Annotated in this window: 17 protein-coding genes; 6 read left to right on the forward strand and 11 right to left on the reverse strand. The window is 70.3% G+C overall.

Features of this window, described 5'->3' with window-relative positions:
- Nucleotides 1–8 precede the first annotated feature (8 nt).
- From ACFYR3_RS14720 to ACFYR3_RS14735, 4 genes are all read right to left on the reverse strand, one after another.
- Nucleotides 9–2,801: a hypothetical protein gene (locus ACFYR3_RS14720; protein WP_389283145.1), complete on the reverse strand. Its 2,793-nt coding sequence runs from the start codon at nt 2,799–2,801 to the stop codon at nt 9–11.
- Between the two features lie 259 nt (nt 2,802–3,060).
- On the reverse strand, nt 3,061–6,006 hold the full coding sequence (locus ACFYR3_RS14725; RefSeq protein ID WP_389283147.1) for a hypothetical protein: 2,946 nt from the start codon (nt 6,004–6,006) through the stop codon (nt 3,061–3,063).
- 204 nt (nt 6,007–6,210) lie between these two features.
- Nucleotides 6,211–7,119 (reverse strand): glycoside hydrolase family 16 protein, encoded by a 909-nt coding sequence (locus ACFYR3_RS14730; RefSeq protein WP_389283149.1) that lies wholly within the window; start codon nt 7,117–7,119, stop codon nt 6,211–6,213.
- A 295-nt stretch (nt 7,120–7,414) separates the two neighbouring features.
- Entirely contained in the window at nt 7,415–8,836 is a 1,422-nt protein-coding gene (locus ACFYR3_RS14735; protein ID WP_389283151.1) for a lipase family protein, read from the reverse strand.
- Between the two features lie 742 nt (nt 8,837–9,578).
- Between ACFYR3_RS14735 and ACFYR3_RS14740 the strand changes: the two genes are divergently transcribed.
- The 3 genes from ACFYR3_RS14740 to ACFYR3_RS14750 all read left to right on the forward strand — a co-directional run bounded on the left by ACFYR3_RS14740 (nt 9,579) and on the right by ACFYR3_RS14750 (nt 12,548).
- Nucleotides 9,579–10,811: a chitinase gene (locus tag ACFYR3_RS14740; protein ID WP_389283153.1), complete on the forward strand. Its 1,233-nt coding sequence runs from the start codon at nt 9,579–9,581 to the stop codon at nt 10,809–10,811.
- A gap of 287 nt (nt 10,812–11,098) precedes the next feature.
- Complete coding sequence (locus tag ACFYR3_RS14745; RefSeq protein ID WP_355849185.1) at nt 11,099–11,527, forward strand: hypothetical protein; 429 nt, start codon at nt 11,099–11,101, stop codon at nt 11,525–11,527.
- Between the two features lie 196 nt (nt 11,528–11,723).
- Nucleotides 11,724–12,548, forward strand: a complete 825-nt coding sequence (locus ACFYR3_RS14750; protein WP_389283155.1) for a maleylpyruvate isomerase family mycothiol-dependent enzyme — start codon at nt 11,724–11,726, stop codon at nt 12,546–12,548.
- 59 nt (nt 12,549–12,607) lie between these two features.
- Here ACFYR3_RS14750 and ACFYR3_RS14755 read toward each other — a convergent pair whose 3' ends face one another.
- The 5 genes from ACFYR3_RS14755 to ACFYR3_RS14775 all read right to left on the reverse strand — a co-directional run bounded on the left by ACFYR3_RS14755 (nt 12,608) and on the right by ACFYR3_RS14775 (nt 17,204).
- Nucleotides 12,608–14,494, reverse strand: a complete 1,887-nt coding sequence (locus ACFYR3_RS14755; protein ID WP_355849179.1) for a glycoside hydrolase family 15 protein — start codon at nt 14,492–14,494, stop codon at nt 12,608–12,610.
- A gap of 158 nt (nt 14,495–14,652) precedes the next feature.
- The gene (locus ACFYR3_RS14760) at nt 14,653–15,177 is read right to left on the reverse strand and encodes a hypothetical protein (protein WP_356779873.1); all 525 of its coding nucleotides are present in this window, start codon (nt 15,175–15,177) and stop codon (nt 14,653–14,655) included.
- Nucleotides 15,178–15,294: 117 nt separating this feature from the next.
- The gene (locus tag ACFYR3_RS14765) at nt 15,295–16,392 is read right to left on the reverse strand and encodes a winged helix DNA-binding domain-containing protein (protein ID WP_389283158.1); all 1,098 of its coding nucleotides are present in this window, start codon (nt 16,390–16,392) and stop codon (nt 15,295–15,297) included.
- A complete protein-coding gene (locus ACFYR3_RS14770; protein WP_389283159.1) occupies nt 16,389–16,661 on the reverse strand; it encodes a hypothetical protein in 273 nt (90 codons plus the stop codon). The genes ACFYR3_RS14765 and ACFYR3_RS14770 overlap by 4 nt, the downstream gene beginning before the upstream one ends.
- Before the next feature lie 120 nt (nt 16,662–16,781).
- Nucleotides 16,782–17,204 (reverse strand): VOC family protein, encoded by a 423-nt coding sequence (locus ACFYR3_RS14775; RefSeq protein ID WP_389283160.1) that lies wholly within the window; start codon nt 17,202–17,204, stop codon nt 16,782–16,784.
- Nucleotides 17,205–17,361: 157 nt separating this feature from the next.
- Between ACFYR3_RS14775 and ACFYR3_RS14780 the strand changes: the two genes are divergently transcribed.
- Nucleotides 17,362–18,348, forward strand: coding sequence for a helix-turn-helix transcriptional regulator (locus ACFYR3_RS14780; protein WP_389283161.1), 987 nt, complete (start codon nt 17,362–17,364; stop codon nt 18,346–18,348).
- 433 nt (nt 18,349–18,781) lie between these two features.
- Here the strand turns inward: ACFYR3_RS14780 and ACFYR3_RS14785 are convergent, their stop codons facing one another.
- On the reverse strand, nt 18,782–19,291 hold the full coding sequence (locus tag ACFYR3_RS14785; RefSeq protein WP_389283162.1) for a hypothetical protein: 510 nt from the start codon (nt 19,289–19,291) through the stop codon (nt 18,782–18,784).
- Between the two features lie 308 nt (nt 19,292–19,599).
- On the opposite strand from ACFYR3_RS14785, the gene ACFYR3_RS14790 reads away from it, so the two are divergent.
- Nucleotides 19,600–22,245: an alpha-L-rhamnosidase C-terminal domain-containing protein gene (locus tag ACFYR3_RS14790; RefSeq protein WP_389283164.1), complete on the forward strand. Its 2,646-nt coding sequence runs from the start codon at nt 19,600–19,602 to the stop codon at nt 22,243–22,245.
- Nucleotides 22,246–22,576: 331 nt separating this feature from the next.
- Here the strand turns inward: ACFYR3_RS14790 and ACFYR3_RS14795 are convergent, their stop codons facing one another.
- Nucleotides 22,577–22,996, reverse strand: coding sequence for an ATP-binding protein (locus ACFYR3_RS14795; RefSeq protein WP_355849161.1), 420 nt, complete (start codon nt 22,994–22,996; stop codon nt 22,577–22,579).
- 404 nt (nt 22,997–23,400) lie between these two features.
- Between ACFYR3_RS14795 and ACFYR3_RS14800 the strand changes: the two genes are divergently transcribed.
- Nucleotides 23,401–24,051 carry a hypothetical protein gene (locus ACFYR3_RS14800; RefSeq protein ID WP_389283166.1) on the forward strand — a complete coding sequence of 217 codons (651 nt, stop codon included), beginning with the start codon at nt 23,401–23,403 and terminating at the stop codon, nt 24,049–24,051.
- The last annotated feature ends 385 nt before the right edge of the window (nt 24,052–24,436 follow it).

Consider the following 24,436-nt stretch of genomic DNA (forward strand, 5'->3'; position numbering starts at 1 on the left):
GCGGTGGACTACGCGGGGTCGTACACCGTGCCGGTGAACTCCGGCCCGTCGTGCGACGTGCCGCTCCCGTCGTAGACGGTCAGGCGCAGCCGCACCGTCTCCTCGGGCTCGGTCACGGTGTCCGCGGCGGTGGGGATGGTGATGTCGGTGCTCGTCCGGCCGGGCGGGACATCGGCGAAGAGGAGGAGTCCGCTCACCTGGGACAGGGGCCGGGACGGCAGCGGTTCCTTGCCGGAGTTCTCCCGCAGCCACTGGGGATCGACGTCGGTGGTCGACAGTTCGGCGCCGCCGGTGACCGGCAGAACGGCGATATCGGCCTGGATGTCCGTGTCGGCGGCCGTGGAGAGGGAAATCCGCCAGGTCAGGCTCCGGCCCTCGGCGGCGCGAGCGGAGGCCGGGGTCACCGTGAGGGTGGGCGCCGGATCGTCGTTCACGGCGGTGACACCGCCCCGGTGGGCGCCGATCACGGCGCCGTGGACCGCCTTCACGAGGACGTCGTGCGACACGTCGTAGCCGAAGCGTGTGTTGCCCCGGACCTCCACCTTCACATCAGGGCTCTGGCCGCCGGGTCGTACGGCCACCTCGCGCGAGGTGGTCCGGCCCGTTTCCGGATCGGCGACGAACAGGCGGACCGTGCCTCTCCCGTGCCCGGAGACCTTCACCGGCACGTGGTAGGTCCGGACGCCCGAGTCGCCCTCCTTGACGGTCAGCCGGCCGATGTCGACGCGCGCCAGGCCCGCGGCCCGGACGGCGGGGGTGCCGGCGCGCCATCCCCACGAGTCGATGAGCCACGCCTGCCCGGAGTGGGTGCGCGGGACGATCTCCAGGACCGTCACCCGGTGCAGGTCGACTCCCGCCCGGATGGCGGCTGTCAGGGGCAGCCGTACCTCCTGGCCCCAGTGGGAGGCGGTGCGGTCGGTTCCGGGCAGGCCTTCGAGGTGGACGCGCCCCAGGGTCGCCCGGTGGCCGGAGGTGTCGGTCAGGGCGACGTCGAGCCGTGTGTCCCTGGTGTTCGGCGGAACGATCAGGCGCATGGCCAGAGCCTGGGAGCCGGCGATCGAGACCGGCCTCGCGGAGCGGACCCGGACCGTGGAACCGGCTGCCGTCCACCGCAGTGCCACGGCGCGTCGGCCCGGCTCCTTCGAGGCCTCCCAGTGGGCGAAGTGCGGCGAGACGCCGTGCGAGCCGAGGCAGGCCGCGGACTCGTTGTCGTCCACCTCCTGGCACAGCCGGCCGCCGTCGACGGAGACCGGTCCGTCCGGCAGGAACGCCGGAGTGCGGTGTGCGCCGACCGCGTGGGTGAGAACCCGCGCGGGGTCGGCGGAGGGCGCGCGGCGGCCCGAACCGTCGAGCAGCGGCCGTACGCGGTCGTCACCGGCGACGAACAGCCGCGCGGCGGCGGCGATGTAGGTGGCGCCTGCGGTCTGCTGCTGACGGGCCGTCAATCTCGTCGCGGTGCCCGGCGAGCACACCCGGTCCGGCTGGTCCCCGCTCCAGAAGTCGTCCTCAGCGGGTGCCTGGGCCTGGCCCGGTGTCCACTCGCTGTTGAAGAAGTTGTGGTCGGCGCCGACCATGTAGACGGCGCTGTGCAGGGCGGCACCCCCGCTGACACCGCGTGTCGCGTCCACGTACATCTCGCCCTGCAGGTCGGACACATCGCCGTCGCAGCCGGGCAGGATCGTCGCCGACGGTACGTCGGGGGTCGGGTTCTGTCCGAAGATGGTGGGGCCGATCAGTACGGTGCCGCGGATGTGCCAGCGCACCGGCCCGCGGTAGCCGTCCTGGTCGGCCGGAGCGGGGTACAGGCTGTCCATGGCGGCCCGGTTCACGCCCTCGCCGCCGCGCGAGTGGCCGACCAGCAGGACACGCGACAGGTCGGCGGCGGACGCCCGTCGTACGATCGCGGGCGCGGAGGTCGGGCGCGCCGCCCAGTCGGCCCAGTGGGCCAAGTGCTGCCGCACCAGGGACGATCGGGCCTGCGCGCCGCCGTCCTCCGCGGCACTGTCCTGTGCGTTGATGCCGTTGGCGGCGATGGACACGGTCACATATCCCTGCGAGGCCAGCAGCTTCTGGTCGGCGAGGTAGCCCCGGTAGCTCGGGATCGGTTTCGCGCCCGCGGGGCAGGGCCAGTCACCGCCGGTGTCGTCGCCGTGGCCGGTGTAGCAGGTGGCGTGGCGGCCGTGCAGGAACAGCGCCAGCGGACGGTGTCCCGGGGCGTTCGTGGGCGCGACCACCACCGCGCGCATCTCCACGGGCCGGGCGAAGCCGGGCAGACGGATCGAGGCGAGCGCGTAGTCGCCGGTGACTGTCCGATAGGTGCCCGGCTGACCGGGGTCGACCTCGCCTGCGGGAAGCCGGGTCGAGGGCTGGGCCGCGAGTCCGGGTCGTTGCCCGGCGGGCCGGTTCTGCCCGGCGCCCGCCGCGTCCAGGCGCCGTTCGCCCGTCCGTGCCTGGAGGTCCGACGGCTTCCCGAGCTGGGCCGCGCCGAGCGCGAGCCGGAAGGTGCGGCCGTTCGACGCGCCGACGGGCCGGCCGAGGAACCGGTCCCCGGCATAGAACGTGACGCCCGAATCACTGATCGGCACCGGAGTGTCCGAGCGCCAGACCAGCTGTCGCGCGGCTCCCTCGCCTGCGACGCTCCACCCGGCGGGAAGTCCGCCGTCGGCGGCCGCGGCCGGTGCGCGTCCCTCGGACTGTGCGGAGCCGTTCGTGTTCTGCTGTGCGTGGGTCGATCCTGGCGATCCTGCGACCGCTGCGAGAAACACCGCAGCGACAACCCCTATTCGCCGGACACGGAACAAGTTCTTCTCCTCTGGTCGGCATTCGCCCCCGTCGCCCCGTTGGTCCCGAAGCGCTCCCCCGTCCCACGAGGACGGCGGGCGAAGCCGAGGGGTTGCCTCGTGCCGCAGGAGTTTCGCTGCCTCAACTCCCCCGCAGAGAAGCGGAGTCGGGCAGTCCGGTGAGGCGAGGAGGTGCACCGGCGGGAAAGCCGGTGCCCGGCGGCCGACCTTGGTCACGCGTCCGAGCCGCCGTGCCCGGACGCGTGACGCGAGGCCGTTCTCAGTCGTCCTCCGGACAGAGGAAGTTGCCCGAAGGCCCCCAGCGCGTCACCGGGGCCGCCTTCGCGGCGACGGCTCCGCACGTCAGGTCGGTGATCCTGGTGCCGTCCTCGGTGATCTCCCGGATGTCGACTTCCTTGTTCACCGGATATTTGTGTCCCTTGCCGAAGGTCATGATCCCCGACTCGCCGACGAAGTCGGTGACTCCGGTCGACTGGAGAAACGTGACGACGGCGCTGGGGGTGAACTGCGGGTCGGTGACGGAGATTTCGTTCATCACCTGGAAGAAGACCTTCACCGCGTCGTAGCCGGCGGCGGCGTCACTGTCGGAGGAAACCTCGTAGGAATTCCGGAAGTTCGTGACGAAGGGCCCCTTGGCGTCGGGCAGGCTGAACTGGTTGTAGAAGAGGCTGAGCGAGCCGTACTCCCGCGCCATCAGTTCCGGGTGCAGCACGAGATTGGGAGCGGCGCTCTCGGCCAGCACGGCGACGCGGCCCTGGTGCGTACGGCACTGCTTGTCGCTCTGCAGGTAGTAGAACAGGTCGTACATGACGCTGGACCGGCCCGCGTAGAGGACGAAACCGTCGGTCCTGCGGATCAGCGCGCAGATGCCGGCCGCCACGGAGGGTGTCTGACTGTCGTTGCCCGATTCGCCGTACGGCACCGGGTAGACCGGCCCGGCCGAACCGTAGGCGTCGGTGAAGCGCTTCTTCAGATCCGCGCTGAAGTACGTGTCGTGCGGGTCGAAGACCAGGACGGCGGCGGGCGCGGTGTGCCCCGGAGCGATCTTGGTCAGGGCCGCCAGCCGGGGTGAGCGCCGGGCGAAGGAGGCCATGATGCGGGCGACCCGCGCGTCCGGCGCCGAGAGCTGGAAGTACGACACCGGGGAGTCGCCCTCGACCATGGGCTGGCCCGAGACTCCGGTGCCGAGGACCGTGACGCCCTGGGCGTCGAGTTCGATGGCGGCCTGGAGGGACTCCGGACGGCTCTGGGTGAGGCCGATGACGCCGGCGATGTGGTCCCGGTGGATACGGTCGACGATCATACGGGCCACATCCACACCAGTGTGGTTCTTCGTGTTGAGTCCGCCGTGCGATCCGAATGTGAAGTATTCGCCCGCGTTCGCGACGAGCAGCCGGATCGGCATCTGTGACTTGAGGTTGAGGTCGTTCACCTCCTTCTGGGCGAGCAGCGCGCCGCGCAGCATCTGGAAGCCCGTGGGCACGGTTCGGCGGGACGTGGAGCCGACGCTCAGCGGAGCGAAGAAGACCAGGGTGCGATAGGGCCGGGTCCGGTCGACGTCCGCGTTCTGGCGGCCCAACCGGGCTTCGAGTGCTCGCAGTTCGGACGCGTAGAGGCCATGGGCGAGTTCGCACGTGTCGCTGCCGTCGGTGATCCCGACGCGTTCGCCCGTACCGACCCGCGGACACCAGGTGTCGGCGGCGCGGGGTACAGCGCGGGTTTCGGCGCGGGAGTGTGTCTCGCCGGCCCTCACCGCCTGGAACAGTCCGGTGGCGACCACCGCCAGCACGGCCACGGCGGCCACTGCGGGACGCAGCCAGTCACTCGCGCGCCGCTCGCGGGAGCGCACGGTCCGTTGCACGACCGGCCGTTCGGCGCTCGTCCCGTTGTCGGGCACACGTGACAGCGGCACCGCGCGCACCGCTTCGACCGGCTGCCCGGAGGCGCCCGCCGCGAGCAGCGAGGTCACCGCCTGAGCGGTCGTGCCGTGAGTGCTGTGCCGGCTGCCCTGGCTCGGGATGCCGGGCCGGGGCAGGCCGACGGCGTACGGCGGGAGGTCCGCCGTGGCGGCGCCGAGGACGAGCAGCGGGCAGGTCCCGACGTCCTCGGACACGGCGGAGAAGGAGTTCAGGAGTTTGCGGCTCGGGGAATCGTCGCCGCCGACCGTCGGGAGCAGCAGGACGAACGGCCATCGCCGCCGCGGCCTGCGCACGCTCCACACCGGCGGGCGGGCCGCCCGCGCCAGGTCATGGATGAGCGCGGTCAGCAGGACCTGGCGGACCACGGCCTCGTCACGGGCCGACACGGCGGACGCCGCGGACCTGGCCGAAGCCGCCGGTGCACCGGCGTCGGCCGGGGCTCCCTGATCGGCCCTGCCCTGGGCCCGGGAACGCAGATGGGCGTCGCGCAGGGACATCGCGGCGTTCAGGAAGCTGCGCCCCGGCTCGTCCAGCATCCCGCCGACCCACCGGAAGCGGGCACCGCGGTCGATCCGTACGCCGTACGACCACCGCCACAGCCAGGCCAGCGGTGTGGTCACCAGCTTCGTGATCGCCGACCAGTGCCTGGCGCCGAGTTCGTCGCCGAGGGCGCCGACCTCGGAGGCGAACCCGAACTTCCAGGCGTACTTGTCGTAGATCCGGTCGCGCAGTGCCCGCCGTTCGTCCGTCACGTCCCCCGCGGCGATGGCGGCGCGCAGCACCGACAGACACGCGTCGAACTCGGTCAGCCGCAGGGTGCCGGAGCCGTCCGGCATGGTGACGCGCAGCTGCCTGGCCACCCTGTCCAGCAGCCGTACGTGGGGGCCGTCCTGCCCCTCGGCGTCCTCCCCGGGGTGGTCGCACGCGAGCAGTTCCTCGTCGACCAGGGCGTGCGGCGCGAGGCTGGCCAGGTGGCCGGTCTCACCTGTGCTGAGGCGTACGAGACGGTGGTGGTAGACGTGCACCAACGCCGAGAGCGCCGGATCCGGCTCGCCCCGCGCGGTGTCGGCCGCCGCGAGCCCGGCCGCGGTGGTTCCCTCCGCGGTCGTGTCGGCCGCCGGCTCACGGGTGAGCAACAGGGCGGGCAGCCGGTGCCGTGCGCTCTGCCGCCTGGGCGGGATGCCGGCTCGGCGGTCGACGACATAGCGGTCGATCACTCGGACGATGTCGTCGAAACCGCTGGGGAGGACGAGATCATGTTCGTTCGTCCGATGGGGTTGCGGCACGCGGGGCCTCCCGGATGCTGAGAAACAGGAGGCGAGCCTAGGAATATCCGGGCCAAATCACGGCGCTTTGCCTCTAATAGGCGCGCATTGAGCGAATACGGCCGCTTGCCTTTCGGATCGGACACGCGCGGGCGGACGGGCTCGGCGCGGTGTGCGGAGCCTCCCGTGACCGTGCCACTTCCACGGTCGTACGCGCGCGGCCGGTCACTTCCACCCGTAGGCGTAGGCGGCCACCCAGGTGATGTCGAGTTCGGCGCTGCTGCCCGGTGCCGCGCCGGGGCCTTCGAGTGCGCTCTCGTTCTGCAGGACCCAGGAAAGGGGAATGGAGGGAACCCGGCGGGTGTCCTCACCGGTCTGACGGCCGTCGACGAAGAAACGCACCCGTCCGGGGGTCCATTCCGTGGAGACGGTGTGCCACCGGGTCCAGTCGTCATTGCTCGGGAAGTAGCCCTGTTCGCCCCCTCCGCACGGATGGTGGAACGCGGTGATGGTGCCGGTCCACTCTCCTTCGGGGTGGTCCATTTCGCAGCCGCCGCCGTAGTGCAGCCATGCGGATTTGTATCCGGGGGCCGGCTTCGTCACTTTGATACGAGCGCTGTACTTGCCGTACACCATCTGCATCACGGCACGCGGTACGAGCGCCGCAGCGTGCACGGGGCCTCCGTCCTCGGGGCGCCACATCCGGATGTGCATCATCCCGTCGCCGTTCTCGCCGGGACCCACACTCACCGTGTCCTCGGGGTGGTACTCGCCCACGACGTCCCGGCCCCGGTCGTTCGCCGTGTCGCGCCAACCGGTGGGATACGCCCACCAGTTGTCGCGGTACTTGCCGCGCAGCCCACCGCAGTACGCGCCGGACGTGTCGACGGCGTGGTCGCAGTCGCTGAACGAACCCAACGGCACCCGGTCGCCGTTGAAGTCCTCCGCGAGGACCTGCCAGAACGGCCCGCAGTCACCGCGGGGCAGGACGGTACTCGCGTTGTGGCAGGCGTCCGCCGGGCGCGGTGCTCCGTCGGCACGGGGTACCCAGAACAGGGCGCCGGCCAGGAGGGCGAGAGCGAGAGGCATCAGCAGAGCACGCCCGTGTCGGCCGGGCGCCGCGTGTGAACCCATCGGGGGGCCTCCCTCGCTCCTCGGCGTGCGGGCGCCGCCGCTCTCCCCCGCACGGGGTCCGCGAGGACCGCTCCGGACACCGTCCGCGGCGGCGGGCACCACGCGAAGGAGCATCCTCGCGTCACGACAGGGGCAGCACCACCCCGTGGACACCGCACGATGCGGATGGTCCGGCTCCGACGCGCCGGACTCGCGGGCCCCGGCGTCTGCTGCACCGCGGTCGCGGGTCCGGTGCTCTTCGGTGTGCTGCGGGCCCCGGCGCGGTGGATCCGCTCCGGGGCCCGCGGCACGTGTCTCAGGGCTGCAAGGGCATCGTCCAGCAGTTGGAGGTGGCCCGTCGGCCCGAGAGGCGGTCGGTCAGCCAGGAGATGGCATCGCCCTGGTCGGTGATGAGGGGCGCGACATGGTTGGTGAGCAGTCCGTCGCCGAGGTTCGGCAGGTTGATGGCGTCGTAGGTGATGTTCGCGCCCTTGCGGCACCAGTCGACGGCGAGTTGACGGGCCTGGGCGTGCGGGACGATGTCGTCCTGGATGCCCGTGGCCAGGCGTACGGGACTGGTCGGCTCCAGGTTGCCGATGCGCTGATTGTCGAGCGTGGCCCGGAGCGCCGGTGTGTTCTCGACGAGCTCGCTGACGGACTCGCCGTCCGTCGTCCAGGACGTGCTCTTCTTGAACGCGTATCCGAGGATCGCGTCGCCGACGCACATCGTGGACAGGTCGTTCAGCGCGGCCTTCCCGGCGGCGTTGAGGTGGGCGTCCGCGACGGCCCGCAGGTCGGGGTCGGACTGCAGGAATCCGTTGAGCGACCAGCCCAGGGCACCGGCGAGGGCGCTGCCGTCGATGCCCTTGATCACGTCGGTGAGGTTGGCGGGCGGGGCTCCGGAGTAGGTGCCGGCCAGTGTGATGTCCGGAGCGTAGGAGGGCTGGAGTTCGGCCGCCGACGCGCTGACGCCGCCGCCCTGGCTGTAGCCGAAGAGGCCGACGGGTGAGGCGGAGGTGATCGATGCCCCGGTCAGCGCGCGTGCCGCGCGGACGGCGTCGAGGAGCGCGTGACCGCCGTCGAGGCGGTTGACGTACGTGTGGAGCCGGTCGGTCGCGCCCAGCCCGACGTAGTCGGTGACGACCACCGCCGTGCCGGAGGCCAGGAGCCGGTAGATCGCGAGATCCTCGTAACCGACCGACACCGTCTCGCCGTTCAAGGTGATCGGGTGCTGAAGGCCCATGGAGGCGGCGCACTGGTCGCCCTGGCCCATGGTGCCGGGGGCCAGGGCGACCAGGGGGCGCGGACCGCCGCCCTGCCAGGCGGCCGAGGGCTCGATGTAGGCGCCGGTCACCGCCACGGGCTGCCCGTTGGAGTCGGTCGACCTGTACATCAGGCGGGTCGCGGTGCCGGGGAGCGGACCGTCGAGACCGGGCAGGCTGAGCGCGAGCGGGAGGGGTTCGCTGCGGACCAGGGCACCGTTGGCCGAGGGGAGGCTCGCGGGCGGCGTGTAGAAGGCGGGAATGGTCACGCCTCGGGAGACGACGTCGTCCGTAGTGGCGGCCGCTGCGGGGATCGCCTGGACACTCAGGCAGGCGAGAGCCGCGAGCGCGGTGGCGAGGAGACGGCTGCGGTTGGGTGCGGCGGGCCCGGCGTGCGCGGAGGGCAAAGGCCGTTCTGCGCGGGGACTTCGGCCGGACGCCGGATGCGGCTGATGGGTGCTGTGGGGTCGTTCCATGCGGCTCACTCCCTGCTTCGTCAAAACGTGGGGCTCGTGCGGGCGGCCGACGGCGTCAATGGCGTGACGCCGCTACTGGCTGAGGTGCCGACCGCACCGCCACCGGGGGAGGCTGGTGGCGGTCTCAGGTCGGCGTGATGGGGGGAAGGGCAACGCCCGGAGGCGGACGCGGGCAGGACGGGGCCGCACCCGCCCGCATCGCGGAGGTGGGCAGGACGAAGGCACCGCCCGCGCGCCGTCGGCCGGGCGGCGCGCAGTGCGGTGCCGGCCCACACGTCGTACGACGCCGGGCGAGGCGGATGTCTGGGGTTCCGTATACGGCGGGCCCGGTGCTCGTGGCTGTGGCTCCGCCGCCCTGCGCTGTCGCGTGCTGTCCTGTGCTGCCCTGTTCCTGTATGCGTCCTCGACAACGAACGGACGCCGAAGTCCCGTACGACGCCCGCTAGTTACTACCGAGTTACATCAGGAGAGTAGGAGCGGATGTCACTCAGTGACAAGATGTCTGCGTGCGCCATTTCCGAGGGGCTCGCCGTGCCGCCGGCAGCCGGGGAGACATGGGCCGCACGACCCCCACCGAGCGTGAATCGTCCCCTCGCGCCCCACAAGCGACGAGAAGGGAACGGCGGCCGAGTAAAGAGTTCGCCTGGTCTAGTCCAAAGACCCGTCTGGTCTAGTCCAACATTATTGACGTGATCTCGACAGAGACCGGAGGCTGGGACTCCCCCACCCCTCTGGAGGCACAGTGAGACGTTTTCGCGCATGTCTGGGCGCGGCAGCCGCCGTCAGCCTGGCTGCGGTCGGCACGACCGCGCTCGTCGCGGGCAGCGCCTCGGGCGCGACCACCGCGCTCAGCAACCGGTGGTACGCCGCCGCCCCCTACCTGATGCCGCTGGACAACGATCCGCCGGACGCGGCCGCCATCATGGACGCGACCGGCCTCAAGGCATTCCAGCTCGCCTTTGTCCTCGCCCCCAACGGCGGCGGATGCTCGCCCACTTGGGGCGGGACGGCCGCGGTCTCCTCGGACACCGCCGTGCAGTCGGTCATCAACACCATCCGTGCCAAGGGCGGCGACGTCTCCATCTCCATCGGCGGCTACGGCGGCACCAAGCTCGGCCAGACCTGCTCGGACCCGGCCGCCACCGCTGCCGCGTACCAGCAGGTCATCACCAAGTACGGCCTACACGCCATCGACTTCGACCTTGAGGAGCCGGAGTACGAGAACACGGCGGCCATCAAGAACGAGATCGGCGCCGCCAAGATCCTTCAGCAGAACAACGCGGGCCTGTACGTGTCCGTCACCACGCCCGGAACGGCGGACGGAACCGGTTGGTTCGGCAAGCAGATGCTGCTGGAGGCGAAGTCGCAGGGCTTCACTCCGAACAACTTCTCCATCATGCCGTTCGACGGCGGCTTCAACGGCGCCGCGTCGCAGACCAGCGCGCTCGCCAACTTCAACACCATCCTCCAGTCGACGTTCGGCTGGGACCAGGCGACCGCGTACGCCCATGAGGGCTACTCCGGCATGAACGGCCGCAGCGACAGTGGCGAGTACTTCTCCCAGGCCGACTTCCAGACGGTCCTGGACTTCGCCACCGGTCACAACATGGACCGCTTCACGTTCTGGTCCCTCAACCGGGACCGCCAGTGCTCGCCCGCCGACAACGGCGGCCGTACGTCGGGCACGTGCTCCAGCGTGGCCCAGAACTCCTGGGACTTCGCGAAGTATTCGGTGAAGTTCGCCGGCGCGACCCCGCCCACCGGCACACCCACCCCGACGCCCACGCCGACTCCGACCCCGACTCCCACGCCGCCGAGCAGTGGCTGCAAGACGGCTTGGAACTCGACCACGGTCTACACCGCCGGCAACGAGGCGTCGTACAACAACCACAACTGGAAGGCCAAGTGGTGGACCCAGAACGAGACGCCGACCGGCGTTGACTGGGGTCCGTGGCAGGACGAAGGCGCCTGCTGACACCTGATCGGCTCCGGACGGGGTGCCCAAGGGGTGCCTCGTCCGGCTCCATCAGCGCCGGGCTTCCCGCCAGGCAGTACCCCTGAGGGGATGGTGCCACCCGAGGTCCGGGCGGCGCCATCCCCTCAGTGCGTACTCCCCCGGCCGGCACGCGGGCTGCTCGCCCGGTAGTGCCTCCCTCTCCGTGCACGAACGACGATGCAGGCGATGCCCTTCTCGCCCCGGAGGATGACGTCTCTTCCGCACCAACCTGGCTTCGTGGCACAACGTGTGACGGCGTTACGGGGATGTCCACCGCCGCCGTCGACCGGCGGACCGCGCTGTTCGTCCGGGAAACCGCCGACAAGCGTTTCCGCTTCGGATCAGCCACGGCGGACGGCGGAGCCGTCATGACGACGTGCACCACGTCCCCCGGCGACACCCCCTTCTCCGCCCGTCCCGCGATCGTCCCCCTCGTCACCCTCGGGATCAACGACCAGCACCACGTGATCGGCGCGGACCGCGAAACCGTCCTGTCGGTGACGTGCAACGGCACACCCCTCGCACTCCGACCACTCCCCCCTTTCGTCGACGGCAGACGCCGGCTTTCCGCCTTCGGCCTCCCCGTCCGGACCGGTGGACGCGTCACGGTGACCGTCAGCCGGCCGCACGCCATGACCACGGAACACGTGAAGCTCCTCTGGCACCGCGCCAAGAGCCACCCTTCATGCGACTGACGCAACACGCACCCAGACACAAATGACCGTTTTGCCGCCGCAGTCCAGCCCCGGAAGCGCGTTCTCGCTGTTCAGGGTCTTGTCGCCCCTCCCGTTCCCTGGTCTTCTGTACGCCCGGTGAGCAAAACAGCGCCCCGCCGCACCACGGTCTGCCCGCAGCCCTCGGTGAGACGGGGCCGGCAGGAAAGGCGAAAACGTGGACTCAGTGGCTGGGCAGGACGTGCGGAGGTCGCTGCCCGAAGGGCTGGGCGCCGCGATACGCGAGACCGCCGAGGAGATCGCCGCCCTGCTGCGGACCGACGCCGACATGGAACGCCGGGTTCCCGGGGCGGAGTGGAGTGTCGGCGAGGCGGCGGCGCATCTGGCCCTGGCCAACGAGCTGATGGCCGAGCTCGCGGCAGGACATGCGCGCCCCTACGGCGACGGCACACCGCAGAGCCTCGCCGCGGCCAACGAGCGGTCGCTGGCGGAGTTCGGGGAGCGGGCGGCCGAGCCGCTGGCGGCGATGATCGTCGAGCACGCCGAAGCCTGCGTGAAGGCGTTGGAGGAGGGAGCGGCGGAGGGGACCGTGGTCACTCCGCTGGGTTCGATGAGCCCACAGGAGCTGGGGTCGTACCTCCTCACGCACATGCTCGGCCACGGCTACGATCTCGCTCGCGCGCTCGGCCGGGCGCACATGCTCGACCGTGCCCGCGTCGCGCTGACCCTGCCGTTCATGCTCACCGCGATGCCACGCGTGACCGATTCGGTCCGCACGGCCGGGATGAACGCCCGCTACGACATCCGGTTGTGGGGCGGCAGCGGCCGGTTCGGCGTGACCCTGGCCGACGGCGTACTGACCGTCGACCCGCAGCCACCCGCCAGGCCGGACTGCACCATCTCCATCGAACCGGTCACCTTCCTCCTGATGGCGCTCGGCCGCCAAGGACAGGTGAGCCCGCTCGCCCGCGGCCGCATCCTCGTCCGGGGCCGCAAGCCCTGGCTCGCGCCCCGCTTCCCGGGCCTGTTCACAGCCCCCTGAGCACGCGGATCGCTCTCCGCTGGAGTCCCCGAGGGGTTCACCTGTGGTCCCGGGAGGAGTCAGCCGAGCTTGCGGTCGAGGTTGAAGGCGGCGCTGATCAGGGCGAGGTGGGTGAAGGCCTGGGGGAAATTGCCGCACTGTTCCCCGGTGTGGCCGATCTCCTCCGCGTAGAGACCGAGGTGGTTGGCGTACGTGAGCATCTTCTCGAAGGCGAGTCTGGCCTCGTCCAGCCGGCCCGCGCGGGTGAGTGCCTCGACGTACCAGAAGGAGCAGATCGAGAAGGTGCCTTCCTCGCCCTTGAGGCCGTCGGGGCTCACCTGCGGGTCGTAGCGGTAGACCAGGGAGTCGGAGACCAGGTCCTCGCCCAGGGCGTCGAGGGTGGCGAGCCATTTCGGGTCGGTCGGGGAGATGAATTTCCCGAGCGGCATCATCAGCAGCGACGCGTCGAGGATGTCGCTGTTCTCGGTCTGGGTGAAGGCGTTGCGTCTGGTTGACCAGCCCTGGCTCATGATCCGCCGGTAGATCGTGTCGCGGACGGTGCCCCAGCGGATGACGTCGGCGGGCAGGCCGCGGTGCCGGGCCAGCCGCATGGCACGTTCGATGGCCACCCAGCACATGAGGCGGGAGTAGAGGAAGGGCTTGCGGCCCCCGCGGGTCTCCCACACTCCCTCGTCGGGCTGGTCCCAGTTGTCGCACACCCAGTCGACGAGCCCGCTCAGGTTGTCCCAGTGCGCGCTGGAGAGGGGCTGCCCCCACTTGTCGTAGAGGTAGAGGCAGTCGACGAGGGCGCCGTAGATGTCCAGCTGGAGCTGGCCGACGGCGCCGTTGCCGATGCGTACGGGAGCGGATCCGCGGTAGCCCTCAAGGTGTGTCAGCTCGCGTTCGGGCAGGTCACGGCGCCCGTCGATGCCGTACATGATCTGCAGCGGGCCGTCCGGACCGACCCGTTCGGGTATGTCGCTCTGGACGTGCTCGGCGAGGAAGCCCATGAAGGCCTCGGCCTCGTCGGTGAAGCCCAGACGCAGCATCGCGTACACACAGAACGCGGCGTCGCGGATCCACACGTAGCGGTAGTCCCAGTTGCGCTCGCCGCCGATCCTTTCGGGCAGGCTGGTGGTCGGCGCGGCGATGATGGCGCCGGTGGGGGCGTACGTCAGCAGTTTCAGCGTGAGGGCGGAGCGGTGCACCATCTCCCGCCAGCGACCGCGGTAGCGCGACTGGGACAGCCAGCGCCGCCAGTAGCGCACGGTGGCGTTGAAGTCCCTCTCGGCCTCGGTCACGGCGCAGAAGCGCGGGCCCACCTCGTCGTCGATCTGATCGAGGGCGAAGACCGCGGACTCCCCCTCGCGCAGCTTGAACAGCGACCACACGTCCTGTCCGGCGACCTCGATCGGCACGGTGGACGTCAGGGCCAGGATGAGCGAGGGCGAGGTGAAGACGGCCTGGCCGGAGTCCACGCGCACGGTGTGCGGGACCGTCCCGTACTCGAAGCGGGGGGCGACCCGCGCGCGAAAGGGCAGCGTTCCGCGGACGCACACCACACGGCGGATCAGGCGGTGCCGACGGACCTCGCGCGAGTCGTCGACGATCGGCATGAAGTCCTGGATCTCACCGACCCCGTCGTCCGCGAAGAACCGGGTGATCAGCACATTCGTGTCGGGAAAGTAGAACTGTTTCGTACGCGCCGGAACGTCGGCGGCGAGTTCGAAGCAGCCACCGCGGTCGGCGTCCAGGATCGAGGCGAAGACGCTGGGCGCGTCGAAGCGCTGGCAGCAGTACCAGTCGATGGTGCCGTCCGTACCGACCAGGGCCGCGCTGCGCAGGTCGCCGATCAGACCGTGGTCGGCTATGGGCAGATAGCGGGGAGTGCCGGCGCCACGCGGTCCGCCAGGCGCACCACGGGTCCCGTGGTGCTCCCCTCTGGCCTCGGAAGTCACATCAGCCATACCGGCCTCCTCTGGGCCGTCACCCGAGCCTCCCCCTCCGCTCCAGGCTAACGAGTTGTCCGGGATCCGGAGCGCTCGTACGATCCGCGACCAGGGCGATCCGCGACCGGGGCGTTCGTACGTCTGGACACCCGGCCGCTCGACAGCCGGCCGCGCCATCAGTGCTTCAGGACGACCTTGGCGGCCACGATGATCAGTCCGAGAGCCAGGTTGACGAAGCCCTCGGCGATGACCAGGCCGCGGGTGGCGCCCGCACGGGCGGCTCCGAGGCACGCCCACATGACCTGCTGGGCCACCGCGATACCCAGAGCGATCCACAGGCCCGTGTTCACACTCATGTCGAACGCGGCGCTGAGGGCCACGGCGGCAGCGGGAAGGGTGGCGGCCTCGACGATCGACCACTCGTGCGTACCGATCCGGCGGATCTCCTGCCAGGACCAGACCTGACCGACAATGCGCTCCCCCGCGAGCTGTGCGTAGACATGGGTCGCCCAGAAGACCAGGCCGGTGATCATCAGCAGCACCACGGCCTGGAGCCGCGGGTACTCCCCTCCCGTTCCGGCCGTGGCCACCACGGAAGCCGCCAGGATCGAGCCGTAGATGGCACCCGCGTAGTCGGTTCGATGGCCGTCCGGCTGGTCTGTACGATCCCCACGCTCAGGTGGAACGCTGGAGCCACTCACCAATTCAAGATAGGCGGCGGGCCACGACCACGCCCGGCGGGTGGGCCGTCCGGACAGCCCTGCGAGCGGGATCGCTCCAGTTGGCAGCGTTCGCCAACCGGAGCGATGTGGTCGTTCTCAGCCGTTGGTGGCTTCGATGTGTACGTGATCGATGTCTTCGTCCAGGAAGGTGGTCAGGGCTTGGCCTTCGGCGTGGACGGCTTCCTGGTCCGTGGTGGAGAGGGGGCGGAGTGGGGTGATGGCGAGTCGGTTGTCGTGCACGGTCCAGGTGGCGGAGACACGTCCGTCGACGAGGACGGCGCGCAGGCCTGCGACGGAGAGGCCGAGGTGGGCGTCATCGATGATGCGACTGCGGTCGTGGTAGCCGAGGATCGCGTTGTCGAAGGCCGGGAGGAAGCGGACGGGCGCGGGAGTGTCGGGGTGCGGGCGCGGCGCGTCGGGCAGGTCGAGGAGTTGGCGGCCGCGTTCATCGCGGAAGGTGACTAGTTCTTCGCGGACGGTTTCGACGGCGGCGGGGAGCCCGGCGAGGCCGCACCAGGAGCGGATGTCCGCTGTCGCGGCGGGCCCGTACGCGGCGAGGTAGCGCCGTACGAGTTGTTGCCCGGTCGGGTCGGTGGCGTCGGGGGAAGGTGGGTCGATGTCGCGTCCGAGCCATGTGGCCAGGGGCAGGTTGCGCACGCCTGCCGTGTTGTGCCACAGGCCGCGGGGCGGGAGTTGGGCCATCGGAATCAAGGCGGCGACGAGGAGTTCACCGAGGGCGCGGCGTGGGGGCGTGGGCCAGCGGTCATGGAGCGTCTGGACGAGCTCGGCCATGCTGCGGGGCCGGCGGTCGGCCACGACCGCCCAGCCGGCCGTGGCGAGCTCATCCAGGTCGATGTCCGCGAGCTCGTTTCGGTAGGTGGCCAGGACCCGCTGGCGCAGCATCATGTCGTGGCGGGCCCGCCAGGCCAGCGCGTCGTCGGCGGTGACGAGATGGACGGTGCGGCGCATCAGGTGCGTGCGGACGACCTCTCGTCCTGTCAGCGCGTCGTCCAGTTCATCCGGCTTGAAGGCGCGCAGCCGGGACCACAGGCCGATGAATGGCTCCTGTGGTCGTTGTGCCTGCATCCCGCACAGATGGGCCACGGCGTCGCGGGTCGGTGTGTCGGCGCGGTCGAGCAGGTACTGACGGGCGAGGGTCGCGCGGTTGAGGGTGCGGGTGTCGAGGACGGTCATGGCGTTCTCCGGCCGCGGCCCACTCGTCGAGCGGACGCCGGCGCAGGGCAGTTGGGACGGGGGAGGGGTGTGCGGGAGACGTCCAGGGGGCTGATGCCGAGGCCGGGCGGGTCGATCCCGTCGATCCGGTCGAGAGCATCGTCGTCGAGTGTGGTGGGGGCGCCCGCGAGGCCGTCTTCCAATTGGTCCATCATGCGCGGGCCGACGATGGCGGAAGTGACGTCCGGGTGGGTGGTGGCGAAGGCCATGGCCGGGTGGGTGAGGGACATGTCGGCCTGTTCGGCGACAGGGACGAGCCCGCCGCGTCCCGAGAGTGCCCCCAGTCGTTCTCGTGCCGAGCCTGCGGGCCGGTGCGGCGGCGTGCCTTCCGCCGCACCGGCCCGGGCGGATCAGCCGTTGTAGGGGGAGGTGACGTCCATGACCCAGGTCACGCCGAAGCGGTCGGTGAGCATGCCGTACAGCGGCGCCCACTGCGCGGCCTCCAAGGGCCGCACCACCGTCGAGCCGTCCGACAGCTTCTGCCACAGGGCGCTGATCTCGTCGACGTCGTCGCCGCGCACCGAAACGAAGAAGGGGTTCTCGCCCCGGTTCCACGGCAACTGGGAGGGCACGTCGTAGGCCATGACGTGGAAGCCGTTGTCCCCGACCACTTCTCCCCACATCACCCAGTCCGCCTCGTTCTCGTTCTGCACGTTGCCGACGTCCTTGTAGGTGACGGCGACGGCCCGCCCGCCGAAGACGGTCTGGTAGAAGTCCAGAGCCTCGCGCGCGGCCCCACGGAAGTTCAGGTGGGTGGTGGTCGTGACGGACATGGCCCGCTCCTCGTTCTGGGTTCCTCGGATGTGCGCCACTGCGACGGAAGCGGCGCGGCCACCGTGAGCCGGGGCTGTGTCCCCTTGGCGGCGCGTGGACCACCATTGCAGGGGTAGCGGACAGGCTGTGTCCTGTACTGAAGGCAGACTGGCGGACATGCAGAAAACGTCCTCGCGACTGCTCGCGCTGCTCTCGCTGCTCCAGACGCGCCGTGACTGGTCCGGCGAGGACCTCGCCGAGCGGCTCGACATCAGCCCGCGCACGGTCCGCCGCGACATGGATCGCCTGCGGGAACTCGGCTACCGGATCAAGGCCTTCAAGGGTCCCACCGGGGGCTACCGCCTCGACGTCGGCGGACACCTGCCTCCACTGCTGTTCGACGACGGCCAGGCCGTCGCCCTGGCCGTCGCGCTGCAAACCGCCGCCACCGGCACCACGATCGCCGAGGACGCCGCACGCGCCCTCGCCATGATCCGCCAGGTCATGCCGTCCCGCCTTCGCCATCGCATGGACATGCTGCGCATCACGGCCGTCCGCCCACCCGAGAACGGCGACGCCCCACAGGCCGACACCCAGGTCTTCACGGACCTCAGCAGCGCCATCCACGCCCGTGAGGAACTCCGTTTCGACTACGCGCAGGACCGGAAGGCCGCAACCGGGCCGCAGCATCGTCGGGTGCAGCCCCACCACCTGGTCGCCTGGCAAGGCCGTTGGTACCTCCTGGCCTGGGACCTCGACCGCGACAACTGGAGGGCCTTCCGCGTCGACCGCATACACCCGCGCACACCGACCGGACCCCGTTTCACCCCGCGCGAACTGCCCGGAGGCGACGTGTCCGCCTTCGTCGCCGGCCGATTCCGCGGCTCCGACGGCACCACCACGGACTGGCCCTGCCAGGGCGAAGTCGTCCTCGACCTTCCTGCCACCGCCGTCGCCCCCTTCGCCCGGGACGGAATCGTCGAAGAGCTCGGCCCGGACCGCTGCCGACTCGCCCTCGGCTCCTGGTCGTGGACCGGTCTGGCAGCCACCATCGGCCGCTTCGACGCCGACATCGAAGTCATCGGTCCACCCGAACTCAACGCGGCGTTCGCCCGCCTCGCCACCCGCTACTCCAACGCCGCCCGCACCACCACCCTGTCCTGACGGCCGAGGAGCACTCGCCCGCTCCGCTGGTTGCAACGCGCTCGGTCACAGCGATTGCGGCTTGTCGCCAGGGCCTGCTCGAAGCGGTCCAGCGAGGTGCGGAGCGTGCCTTGCAGGGCGGTGATGAACTCCCGGCGTCCCGCGGCCGGCCCAGCGCGGCGTAGTGCACGTACCAGTTGTCCTTCAAGTCCGCCGACAGGTCGCCCTCCGGGGCAGCCGCTTCATGTCGCCCTCGAGCGGCGTCCGGACTTCGATCAGGTCTTCCGGCCCCAGTCCTGCCGCGCCCGTGCTCGACGGAGCGATGCATGGCCGTTCGCCGTAGCTGTACAAGAACAGGGCCCGGGTCCCCTTGGGTTCAAGGAAACCGAAGGCCGTTCAGCCTGAGCCCAGGGGTCCACGGGCCGGCATCAGGTCGGTGCATCCGCGGTCTGCTTCAGGGCGGTGCATCCGTGGGTTCGGTTGGAACACGAGGGTGCCGTGCAAGCCGAAGGGCTTCGGCCGTGACGCCGGCGTCGACCTGTGCCGGTGTTCTGTAGCCGTACTCGAGGATGTCGTAGTCGTCGTCCAGTTCGGCGAGTCGCTCGACCAGAGGCAGGTCGTGCCCGAAGCGCTGATGGATCCGGAAGGCCAGCTCGCGTGGCGTCAGCTCGCCGGCCAGCATCCGGGCGGCCAGTGCTCGTGCGGCGGCTTCCTGTCCGACAACGCTGCCCGCTGAGCAGAAGGTGAGGCCCAGTTCGTCGAGTGCCGGGGGAAGGAGGTCGGGGACGTCATAGTTCGCCTCCGCGCGTGTGCACGCGGCCAAGATCCGCAGGGCGGGACTGTCGAGGCCGGCAACGAGTGCGTCACAGGCAGCACTGACGACGTCGGTTGCGCGGATCTCGCCCATGCTCCAGAGAACGGCACGGTCCTGGAACTCGCGGGCTGCTGGCTCGGTCGACGGCATCCGTCCATGGTCTCGTCAGTGGGTTGAGCAGGTCGAGGGGTTTCACTGCGATGTCTGCTCGGAAACTTCTCCCAGGAGCGCGCGTGCTGACTCCGCGCAGCGGTTGGCGGTCCTCTCATCGATGCCGGAATCGAGGGGCGGGTTGGAGTGGGTCGGCGCCATGGGTGAGCGCCTCTTCGAGCTGTCGGTCAACGCGGAGCCGTTCGAGAGTGGCCCGGCTCAATCCCTGTACGCAGCCCAGGTCCTGAGATAGCGTCACCTCGCCCACCACGATTGAATCGTTTCAATCAGTTGAGGAATGAGGCGCCATGCCGTCGAACAGCACTTCTGAGAACGCCCCACAGTCCCGTCTCCCCCGGCGAACGGTCATCGCCGCCGGGGCCGGTGCCCTGGCCCTGTCCGCCACGGGCCTCCCCGCCGCGGGGGCCGCGTCCGCCTCCGAGAGATCGGCCGGTGCGGCGGCCCCCTCGACCGCGCCCCGCTCCGGGACGGGCTGGCAGCGCTACGTACAGGCTCCGGCCTCCCGTGCGGTGCAGCCCGTACGCGTCATCGCTTCCACCGGAGACGTCGGCAGCCCCGAGGGCCTGCTGCGGCCCGGCGGCCCCCGGACCGTCCTGCGCCGCCCCCGGCCCGCACCTGCCCCACGCTGGCCCGACGGCACCACGGCCGAGGCCTCGTCGGCGCACGCGGGCAACAACGGCAACGACGGACAACCACGCACCTACGACGCCAAGAACGCGATCGACGGCGATCCTGGCACGTTCTGGAACGACGACACCCTGGGCGTGTTTCCCGACACCCTCACCATCACGCTGCCGGCGGCGCGGGAACTGTCGGGCATCACGCTGATCTCCAACAGCGACGGCGTCCCCACCGGCTTCGTCGTCGACGTATGGCAGGACGGCGCGTGGCAGCCGGCCGCCGCGGTCACGGACAACGATGTCATCCAGCGAGCCGTGCCGTTCGCGGCCAAGGTGTCCACCACCAGGGTCCGCATCACGGTGACGGGCGTCCAGGACACTCCGCGCGGGGCCTTCACCCGGGTCAACGAGGTGTGGCCGGAGCCCGTCGCGCCTGTGGTGGCACCCAGTGTGACGGTGGACTTCGGCAAAGTCGTCGTGGGATATCCGCGCATCCGCTTCACCTCCGCGTCGGACAACTCCCCCGGTGTGCGGCTCGCGTTCTCCGAGACCCGGCAGTTCCTGACCGACCGCTCCGACTTCACCCGGTCCGACCAGTCCGGCGGGGCGGGTCAGGGAACCGACCAGTTCGCCGTGCCGGCTGCGGGCGCGGACTGGACCGACCACAAGGGCTTTCAGGCAGGCGACAAGGTCTACGCGGACGGCCTGCACGGCTTCCGCTACCTCAGGATCACGCTCGACGCACTCGCGGGTGACGCGCCTGCGGCTCAGCCGTGGGGAATGGTCGAGATCGACTCCGTCGGCCTCGACTTCAGCGCCTATCTGGGCACGCCGAGCACCTACCGGGGATGGTTCCTGTGCTCCGACGACGACCTCAATCGCTACTGGTACGGAGCCTCGTACACCAATGAGCTGGTCACGGACACCTTCCGTCAGGACGACGTCGACCCGCGCAACGCCTGGAGCCCTTCGCTCGAAGGCAAGTCGGTGCTGCACGACGGTGCCAAGCGCGACCGGGACCCCTATGTCGGTGACCTGGCGGTGTCCGCGCGCACCCTCTATCTGACGCATGACGACGCGGCCGCCGCCGCACGCAACGTCCTGGCCGACCTGGCCGACCATCAGCGTGCCGACGGCTGGATACCTCCTGCCTCCATCGCCGGGTACGCCCTGCCCCTGTTCGACTATCCGCTGTGGTGGGTGACGTGCAGTTGGGACTACGTGCTCTACACGGGGGACCGCTCGTACGCGAACCGCTACTACCCGAACCTGCTGAAGCTGCTCGACACCTGGTACCCGAGTGTCACCGACAGCGCCGGTCTCCTGAGCAAGGGCCTCAACGGCACCGGCGGATACGGTGATTATGCCTTCCTGGACCGCACCGGACGCATCACCTACTACAACGCCAATTACGTCCAGGCCCTCAACGACGCGGCTCTGCTGGCACGTTGGCTGGGGCGCGAGGACGACGCGAGGCGCTGGACCCAGCGGGCCTCGTCGGTGAAGGACGCCATCAACACCCATCTGTGGGACGCGCCCGCCGGCGCCTACCTCGACTCCGCGACGGGACCGGTCAGGCACGCGCAGGACGGCAACGCGATCGCCATCACCGCGGGCGTCGCCGACAGCGAACGCGCCGCCTCCGCCCTCGCCCATCTGGACGCCACCACACAACGGCCGTATGGCAACGCGTTCATGGACAACGACACCATCTTCGGCGATGCCTCACAGCGCGTGTACGCCTTCACCTCGTACCCCGAGATAGTGGCACGCTTCGAGGCAGGCCGGGCGGAGTCCGCCGTCGACCAGATCCGGCGCACCTACGGCTGGATGGACAGCCACGACCCCGGCATCACGAACTGGGAGGGCATCGGTCCCGGCGGATCGTTGTACGAGGGTGCCTACACCAGCATGGCGCACGGTTGGTCCACGGGCGTTCTCCCGGCGTTGACGCATCAACTGCTGGGCGCCCTGCCGACGTCCCCCGGATACGCGACCTGGGAAGTACGGCCGCATCCCGGCGGCATCGCCTGGGCCCAAGGACAACTGCCCACACCTCAGGGCCCTTTGCAGGTCAAGTGGGAGAACAGTGCGAAGGTCTTCATGTTGACCGTGCGTGTGCCCGCGGGAACCCGAGGTGCGGTCACGTTCCCGATGGACAGTCATGAGGTGACGGTTCGAGGGAGCGGGCGCGTGCTCTGGAACGGAAACCGGGCATCGGCCGGCAACAACGTTCGGGTCACCGACGGCCGGATCACGGTTTCCGGCCTGCGCACGGGCACCCACAGCTTCTCCGCCGTTCGGCACGGCTGAGCTGCACTTGTCCGAGGCGGTCCGGCTCGGTTCCTCGGCGCCCCACCAGGTGCTCTGCCTCGAAATCCGCGCGGGGCGTCGCGGGAGATGTGCTCAGCTCGCCCGGGGCAGGGGGCCGGTGAGGAGCGTCATCAGCCTGCCGCCGTTGGTGAGCGCACACCAATCGCGCCCGCTGCCCCTTGACGCACCGGGCGCGGAGCCGACAGCAAGTCGGCTCCGCGCCCGGTGAAGTTCATGTCACGTCGAGGTCCGCTCCGCCGGCCATGACATCCCGTCGGCATCGGCACCTGGAACATCACGCGCACGCTCCGCCCACGAAGGACGGGGAGCCTCAGCCATCGTCACCGCGCTGCCGGGCACCGGCCGGGCGGAAGCACGCCGTGACCGTCTTCCCGTGCCGCTGGCACTTCATGCCCCACTCGTCGGCGAGCATCCGCACGATGCCGACCCCACGGCCGGAGACCGCGCCCGGTTCCGGATCGCGCTGGAGCGGCAGTGTGGAGTCCTCGTCGTGGACGCTCACATGCAGGCAGTCGCCGTCCCACGTGAGCACGAGATACGCGTCGCTCCGAGCGTGGACGTGGGCGTTGGTGAGCAGCTCGGACACCGTCAGCACGACGGCGTCCACCGTCTCGGGTTCCTCGGCCGTCCACGCCAGCGACTCCAGGTGCCCACGGGTCCAGCGCCGCCCGGCGCTCACCCCTCCGGAGACCGGGAACGAGTGCGCCCAGCCCATCGCCCTGACCGCCATCGCCCGACCTCGCTCCCGATTGCGTCGCCCGTGTCTTTCGTACCGGCCGGGTACCCGAAAGCCGCCCACCCACTCGGCACCACCGCCAAAGCGTCCGAGACACCGCGGAGACGCTCCAGGCATCAACCGTCGATGAGTCAAAACTGGGCGCGGTGCGCTCGGTGCGCGGCACGGACGACACCTGTGGGGTCAATCCGCCACCACAACCCGAGCTCCCCTTTGGGGCGAACCAGCACGCGAAGGGAACAACAGGCCAACAGTGTCCGTACTATCTGTAAGCCGGGGCATACGCATCAAGTGCGGCCGCCCAGCCATGCAGCCCGGTCAACAGGAACACGCCCCGCCCTCCGGCACCTTCCCGGTGTGTTCATGTGGCGACCGCGCACCGAAGAGAGGTCTCCACCATGCCCGACACCAAGACTCCCACCGAACTGACATCGCAGTACACCGCTCAGGTGGTCGGCGACCTGGAGCGCAACGCCAAGGAGCAGGAGCGCGTCGGTGCGGAAATCGACGCACTGCAGGAGCAGTTGAATGCCCTGCGGCACGACCACGCCGTCCTCACCAACCTGCACCAGGCGCTGGGTGCCACGGGCGCACTCATCGAGGCCGAGCCCGAGCCGACGGCGGCATCCTCGGTGCCCCGCCAGAAGACTCCCGGCAAGTCGGCCGACGGCAAGCGCACACGGACCAAGAAGGCCGAGGCCGTGAAGGACACGCCGGCGCGGACGTCGGCGGCCAAGAAGCCCACGGACAAGGCCACCTCGACGCAGCCCACCCTCATCGAACTCATCCGCCGCTACCTCACGGACCAGCGGGAACCGCGCTCCGCAGCGGAGGTGTCCACGGCGCTCGGCCAGACCCACCCCGACCGTCGCATCCAGACCAACGTCGTCCGGACCACGCTCGAGAACCTCGTAGCCAAGAGCCATGCCCACCGTGCCAAGCAGGGCAGTTCCGTGTTCTACACGGCCATCGGCGCTCAAGAGCCGTCGGCGTCAACGCCGAGCGCGGACCTGCCGACGGAGGCGGAGGCAGTGGCGGACAGCAACTGACCCCCGTCAACCTTGTTTCTTCGCACGGGACTTGGGCATCAGCTCCGACGCGGTGGACCGAAAGGTGGGGCGCTCGCGACGGCCGTCCGTGTATCCGGCGCGGCTGCGTGTCCGGTGCTGCTGTGTATCCGGCGCTGCTGTGTGTCGGGCGCTACTCCGCACCGAACATCTTGATGTGCCCTCGCCCGAAGGTGTTCTCCGCTCCTTCGAGCACATGGTGAGGTCCGGTGCCACGGCCGCGGCGTTCGCGCTGCGGCCCGCCGCCGACATGGCGAGCCGGACCCACGCCGGGATCCCGCACATCCCGGCGGCCCGACTCACCGCCATGGCCGAGCGCCGCGTGACGGGCTCCGGCAGACCGACGCGTCCCCGCTCGGAGTGCCGG

This window comes from Streptomyces sp. NPDC005784 (assembly GCF_042871525.1).
Taxonomy (GTDB): domain Bacteria; phylum Actinomycetota; class Actinomycetes; order Streptomycetales; family Streptomycetaceae; genus Streptomyces.